The sequence below is a fragment of the Achromobacter sp. DMS1 genome (genome assembly GCF_001270295.1).
This window is the reverse complement of the sequence record NZ_LHSJ01000249.1, coordinates 1-6273: the sequence shown is the minus strand read 5'-3', so window position 1 is coordinate 6273 and position 6273 is coordinate 1. Positions and strand designations below refer to the sequence as shown.

At 69.5% G+C, this 6273-nt stretch carries 4 protein-coding genes and 1 pseudogene; 3 read left to right on the top strand and 2 right to left on the bottom strand.

All coding sequences use genetic code 11. The features are described from left to right. Nucleotides 1-21: 21 nt before the first annotated feature. Nucleotides 22-1173, bottom strand: a complete 1152-nt coding sequence (gene argE / locus AD428_RS21410) for an acetylornithine deacetylase (RefSeq protein WP_053246524.1) — start codon at nt 1171-1173, stop codon at nt 22-24. A gap of 136 nt (nt 1174-1309) precedes the next feature. On the opposite strand from argE, the gene AD428_RS21405 reads away from it, so the two are divergent. After that, on the top strand, nt 1310-2623 hold the full coding sequence (locus tag AD428_RS21405) for an MFS transporter (RefSeq protein WP_053246523.1): 1314 nt from the start codon (nt 1310-1312) through the stop codon (nt 2621-2623). A 16-nt stretch (nt 2624-2639) separates the two neighbouring features. Here AD428_RS21405 and AD428_RS29805 read toward each other — a convergent pair. Continuing rightward, nucleotides 2640-4919: pseudogene (locus tag AD428_RS29805) on the bottom strand (RelA/SpoT family protein). 138 nt (nt 4920-5057) lie between these two features. On the opposite strand from AD428_RS29805, the gene AD428_RS21395 reads away from it, so the two are divergent. Together AD428_RS21395 and AD428_RS21390 are read left to right on the top strand one after the other, a co-directional pair. Then, nucleotides 5058-5909 (top strand): zinc-dependent peptidase, encoded by an 852-nt coding sequence (locus tag AD428_RS21395; protein WP_053246522.1) that lies wholly within the window; start codon nt 5058-5060, stop codon nt 5907-5909. A 110-nt stretch (nt 5910-6019) separates the two neighbouring features. Further along, nucleotides 6020-6273, top strand: a 254-nt coding sequence (locus AD428_RS21390; RefSeq protein WP_369798809.1) for an NAD(P)H-dependent oxidoreductase, incomplete at its 3' end; no start/stop codon positions are given.

Sequence of the window (6273 nt, the reverse complement as noted above, 5' to 3'; positions counted from 1 at the left end):
CCCGGCGCGCCCGCCGGCGACTCAGAGCGACTGGCCCAGGCGGCGCAGGAAATTCTCGCAGGCGGCGAGCTGGTCCAGCGCCACGTACTCGTTGGGCTTGTGGGCCTGCTCGATGTGGCCCGGGCCGCAGACCACGGTCGGGATGCCGATGCCCTGAAACAGCCCCGCCTCGGTGCCGTAGGCCACCTTGCGCGTGGCGCGGTCTTCGGTCAGCGCGCGCACCAGCCTGGTGATGGCTTCCTGCTCCGACGCCTCCAGCGCGGGCGCGGCCGCGCCGGTTTCGATCTCGATGCGGGCGTCTTCGTACTCGGCCCGCATGCGCGGCAGCAGTTCCTCGCGCACGTAGCGCTCCACCTCGGCCTGGATGTCGTCGGGTCGCATGCCGGGCAGGTTGCGGAATTCGTAGGAAAACTCGCAGAACTCGGGAATGGTGTTCACCGCGATGCCGCCCCGGATCTGGTTGGTGGTCATGGTGGTGAACGGCACGTCGTAGAACTGGTCGTAGGGGCCCTTGGCCTTGAACCCGTCGGCCAGATCGCGGATGCGGCAGATCAGGCGCGCGGCGTATTCGATGGCGTTGCAGCCGCGCGGCGTCAGCGAGGAGTGCGCCGCTTTGCCATGGACCTTGCAGCGGAAGAGGTTGATGCCCTTGTGGGCCACCACCACCTGCATCCCGGTGGGCTCGCCCACCACACAGCCCTCGGGACGGATGCCCCGCTCCTGCAGGTCGGCCAGCATGTAGGGCGCGCCGGCGCAGCCGACTTCCTCGTCGTACGAAAACGCCAGGTGTATGGGCTTCTTGCGCGGCATGGCCAGGAACTCGGGCACCAGGGCCAGCGCGCCGGCAATGAAGCCCTTCATGTCGCAACTGCCCCGGCCGTAGAGCAGGCCGTCCTGCTCGGCCAGCTTGAAGGGATCGGTGTTCCAGTCCTGGCCGTCCACGGGCACCACGTCGGTGTGGCCGGACAGCACGATGCCGCCCTGCACGCCGCCGTCCCGGGCCGGCAGGGTGGCGAACAGGTTGGCCTTGTTGCCTTCGGGATTGTGCGCCAGCCACGCCTCCACGCCCTGGCCCTTCAGCCAGTCTCGTACGGTTTCGATCAGGGCCAGATTGGAATTCCGGCTGGTGGTGTCGAAGCCAACCAGCGTTTCCAGCCAGGTGCGCGCGTTCATGTCACTGCTCTCACGGGTAAAAACCAGAGTGTAATCCCCGCGAGGGGCTGCGTGGCCGGCTCCGCCCGCGCGGCCCGCTCTCCGGCTTGCTCCTACAATTGCGGCCTGGGACTCATCCCGCCCCCAAGGAGAAACCGTGCAGCACTCTGCAGTACCCACCCGCAACATTGCGGCCGCCGTGATCGGCAACGCGCTCGAATGGTATGACTTCCTGGTGTTCGCGTTCATGACGCCGATCATCTCGAAACTGTTCTTTCCGACCGACCCCAACATTCCGGGCAGCGATCTCAACGCCATCCTGATGACCACGGCCATCTTCGGCGTGGGCTTCTTCATGCGCCCGGTGGGCGGCATCATCCTGGGACTTTACGGCGACAAAAAGGGACGCAAGGCCGCCATGGTGCTGGTCACCTCGCTGATGGCGGTGTCCATCGCCCTGATCACGGTGGCGCCCACCTACCATGCGGCGGGCATCCTGGCGCCCATCGTCATCCTCATCGCCCGGCTGCTGCAAGGCTTCTCGGCGGGCGGCGAATTCGGCACCTCGACCGCCCTGCTCATCGAAATGGCGCCCGCGGGCAAACGCGGCTTCTACGGCTCCTGGCAAATGGCGGGGCAGATGCTGGCGCTGCTGATCGGCGCGGCGTGCGGCACGCTCATCACCGAATTCTTCACGCCGCAGCAGATCGCCGACTGGGCCTGGCGCATTCCGTTCGCGCTGGGCCTGGTGATCGTACCCATCGCGCTCTACATCCGCCGCAACATCGACGAAACGGCGGCCTTCCGGCAAATCCAGGAAGAAGAGCGCCAGGCGGCCGCGCGCGGCATGGCGCAGCGCCTGAGCCTGGGCCAGATGCTCGCCAGCCACACGCGCGAAACCCTGATCGGCGTGGGCCTGGTGGTGACGGCCACGGTGTCCATCTACATCACCTTCACCTACCTGGTCACCTACTCCACCCAGACCCTGAAGCTGCCGCTGGACAAGACCTTCATGGTGCAGATGGCGGGCGCCGCCCTCATGGTGGTGCTAACCCCGTTCATGGGCGCATGGTCCGACCGCGTCGGCCGCCGTCCGCTGGTCATCGGCTCGCTCATCGGTTACCTGCTGGTGCTCTACCCGCTCTACGCCTGGCTTTCCGGCGCGCCCTCCATCGGCCGCCTGCTCACCGTGCAAGTGGTGGTGTGCCTGTTCGTCTCGGCCTTCTTCGGCGTGTTCAGCACGGTCATGGCCGAGCTGTTCCCGGCCCGGGTGCGTTCGGTGGGCCTGTCGCTGGCCTATAACGTGGCCGTGATGATCTTCGGCGGATTCGCGCAGTTCATCGTGACCTGGCTCATCAAGACCACGGGCTCGCCCATGGCGCCCGCCTACTACGTGATGTTCGGCGTGGCCCTGGGCCTGGCGGCCTCGTTCTTCATGCGCGAACGCGCCGGCGACGCGCTGGACCACTGAGCCGCGGGCGTGCGCCCTAGCGGCGCACCGCCGACGATACGCCCGGCACCTCGGCTAGGGCGTCCAGCGCGCGGGACAGGCCTTCGCCGCCGCGCACCTCCACCGTGAACACCATGTGGGCCAGCGACTGCCGGCTCTGGGTGTTCACCCCCACCACATTGAGCCGCAGGCGCGCGAAGACTTCGGAGAGGTCGCGCAGCAGCCCCGGGCGGTCGTGCGCGCGCACGCTGATGTCCACGGGATAAAAAGTGTCCGACGTCTTGCCCCAGGCCACCTCGATGACCCGCTCGGGCTCGCGCGCGGCCAGGGCCTGGTAGCTGTGGCAGTCGCTGCGGTGGATGGACACGCCGCGCCCGCGCGTGACGAAGCCCGAGATGGCGTCCGGCGGGGCCGGCCGGCAGCAGCGCGCCAGCTGCGTGAGCAGCGACCCCACGCCCACCACCAGCACGCCGCTCTTGCCGCTCTTTTCCGGCGCTGTCGGCGCTGGCGCCGCGCAAGGCCGCCGGCTGGGGGCTCGGCGGCCGGCGCGGGCTGCTGGAACAGCGCGTCAATCTGGCGCAGGCTGAATTCGTCTTTGGCGGCCGCCACGTAGAGATCGTCGGCGCGGGCAAAGCCCAGGTTCTGCGCCAGCTGCTCCAGGTTGACGGCCGTCTTGCCCAGGCGCTGCAGCTCTTTCTCGACCAGCGCCTGGCCCTGGGTGATGCGCTGCTGCAACTCGATGGCGTTGAACCACATGCGCACCTTGGCCCGCGCCCGCGGACTGGCCAGGAAGCCCAGCTGCGGGTTGAGCCAGTCGCGCGAAGGGCCGCCGGCCTTGGCGGCGATGATCTCCACGGTCTGGCCGGTGGACAGCCGCGTCTGCAGCGGCACCATCTGCCCGTCCACCCGCGCGCCCCGGCAGCGGTGGCCGAGGTCGGTGTGCAGGTGATAGGCGAAATCGACCGGCGTGGCGCCGGCCGGCAGCTCGATCACGCGCGCCTGCGGCGTGAGCACGTAGATGCGGTCTTCGCCCTGCGCGGGCGCGGCGGCGGCATGGGCGTCCCCGGCCGCCGCCGCGGGGAGCCGGCCGCGCCTCGTCCGGCGCCTTGGGCGCGCCGCCCGCCTCGACCTCGCTGTTCCAGGCCAGAAGCTGCCGCATCCAGGCAAGCTGGCGATCGTATTCGCTCGAAGCCGCCACCTGCCCGCCCTTGGCGCCCGCCTCCTTGTAGCGCCAGTGCGCGGCCATGCCGTATTCGGCGAACTGATGCATCTCGCGCGTGCGGATCTGGACCTCGAACGGCCGCCCGTCGGCGTCGGCCACCACGGTGTGCAGCGAGCGGTAGCCGTTGGGCTTGGGTCGTGAGATATAGTCGTCGAACTCCTCGGGCATGGGCGTCCACATCTCGTGCACCAGGCCCAGGGCGGTGTAGCAGGCGCGCACGTCCTCCACGATGACGCGCAGCGCGCGCAGGTCGTAGAGCTGGGAAAAGTCCAGGCGCTTGATGCGCATCTTGTTCCAGATGCTGTAGATGTGCTTGGGCCGGCCGCTCACTTCGGCCGGGATGCCAGCGCGCTCGAGCGCGCGCTTCAGGCGCCCGACCGCGTCGGCGATGAAGGCCTCGCGCTCGACGCGCTTTTCTTCGAGCAGCCGCGCGATCTGCTTGTACCTGTCGGGTTCCAGGAAACGGAAGGCCAGGTCTTCCATTTCCCATTTGATCTGCCAGATGCCGAGCCGGTTGGCCAGCGGCGCGTAGAGGTCCAGCGTCTCGCGCGCGAAGGCGGCCGAACAGGGCGTCTTGCTCTCGGCATGCCAGCGCAGGGTCTGCAACCTGGAGGCCAGCCGCATGAGCACGATGCGCAGGTCGGCCGCCATGGCCAGCAGCATTTTGCGCTGCATCTCTTTCTGCGTGCCGCTGCCGGCCGCGGCGTCGCTGGCCTGGCGCGCCACCACTCCCAGCCTGAGCAGCGCCCGCGCGCCCTGCACCAGCCGCGCCACCTCGGCCCCGAATTCGGCCGCGACGGGATCGTCGCGCAAGGCGGGCGCGGGCGCGGACAGGTCGGTGGGGATGGCCGCCAGCAAGGCGGCGCCGCGCGTGGCGGCGTCGGTATGCATGCCCGCCAGGATGCGCACCACCCCCGCGCCGTGCGCGGCCATGGGCTCGCCGGTCTGGGCTTTCTGGCCCTCGTACCGGGGTTCGGCCCAGGCCACGGCGCGGTCGATGAGGGTCAGGTCGCCGGGTTCCAGGCCCGCGGTGGCTTCCTGCCTCCAGGAAGCATCGAAGGGCTGGGACGCATCGGGAGCGGACGGGGCGGGCATTACGGGCGCAGCTAGGGTTTGGTTGGGAATTCCGACACTCTACACTAGGGCCTGTGCACTCCAAAAGGAACCCCGCGTAGCCGGCCCGTCCCGGGCGGCGCGGCGGGGCCCGAGGCAATAAGCAAGGAACCGGAATCCATGTTGCGCTGGCTCAAGGGCCTGGGCGCCCGGCCATCGGAAGTGGCCGAGCTGCAGGCCCGCATCGACCCCGAACTGTGGCGCAGGGTGCTCGACGCCTATCCCTTCCTGCGCGCCCTCGACGAAGCCGAGCGCGCGCAATTGCTGGCCCGCAGCGCATGGCTGCTGGCCAGCAAGCACATCAACGGCGCCCAGGGCATGGAGGTGTCCGACTTCATGGCGTTGTCCATCGCCGCCCAGGCCAGCCTGCCCATTCTCAACCTCCCGCCCTCCCTGTACGAGGGCTGGAACGAGATCATCGTCTACCCCGCCGGCTTCCGTATCCCGCGCACCCGCCAGGACGCGGCCGGCGTGGTGCACGAATACGTGGAAGACGCCGCCGGCGAAGCCTGGGAAGGCGGTCCGGTGGTGCTGTCCTGGGAAGACGCGCAAGCGCGCGCGGACGCCTTCAACGTGGTCATCCACGAATTCGCGCACAAGCTGGACCTGCAGGCGGGCGAAGCCGACGGCATGCCGGGCCTGGCGGCGCACCGCGACCTGCCGCCGCGGCAGTGGCGGCGCGTCCTGGAAGACAGCCTGGACCGCTTCACGGCCGCCCTGGATGCGGTCGAGGCCGCCATTCCGCGCCACATCGACCCCGAAAGCGAAGAGGCCGACGCCTGGTACGGACAATTGCCGCTGGACCCGTACGCCGCGACCGACGAAGCGGAATTCTTCGCCGTGAGCTCGGAGCATTTCTTCGTCGATCCCGCGCCCCTGGCCGAGGCCCTGCCGCAATGGTACGGGCTGCTGCGCGCCTACTACCGCCAGGACCCGCTGGAGCGGCTGGCGCGGCTGGAGGGCGGGCCATGAGCCGGCCGGACCGCTCCGCAGGCGCGCCGTCGCGGTCCCCCGGAGGCGCGGCCGGCTCCGCCAAGCGCCTGCTCATCGTGTGGCATTCGCGCACCGGCGCGGCGCGCCAGATGGCCGAGGCGGCGGCGCGCGGCGCAACGCGGGCCGCCGAAGAACTGGAAGAAGCCGCGAACTTCGCCGCGACGCTGCGCCGCGCGGCCGACGCCATGCCCGATGACGTGCTGGCCAGCGACGGCTACCTCTTCTGTGCGCCCGAGAACCTGGCCAGCCTGAGCGGAGAAATGAAGGAATTCTTCGACCGCTGCTACTACCCGGTGCTGGACCGCATACCGGGCCGCGCCTACGCCCTGGCCATCAGCGCCGG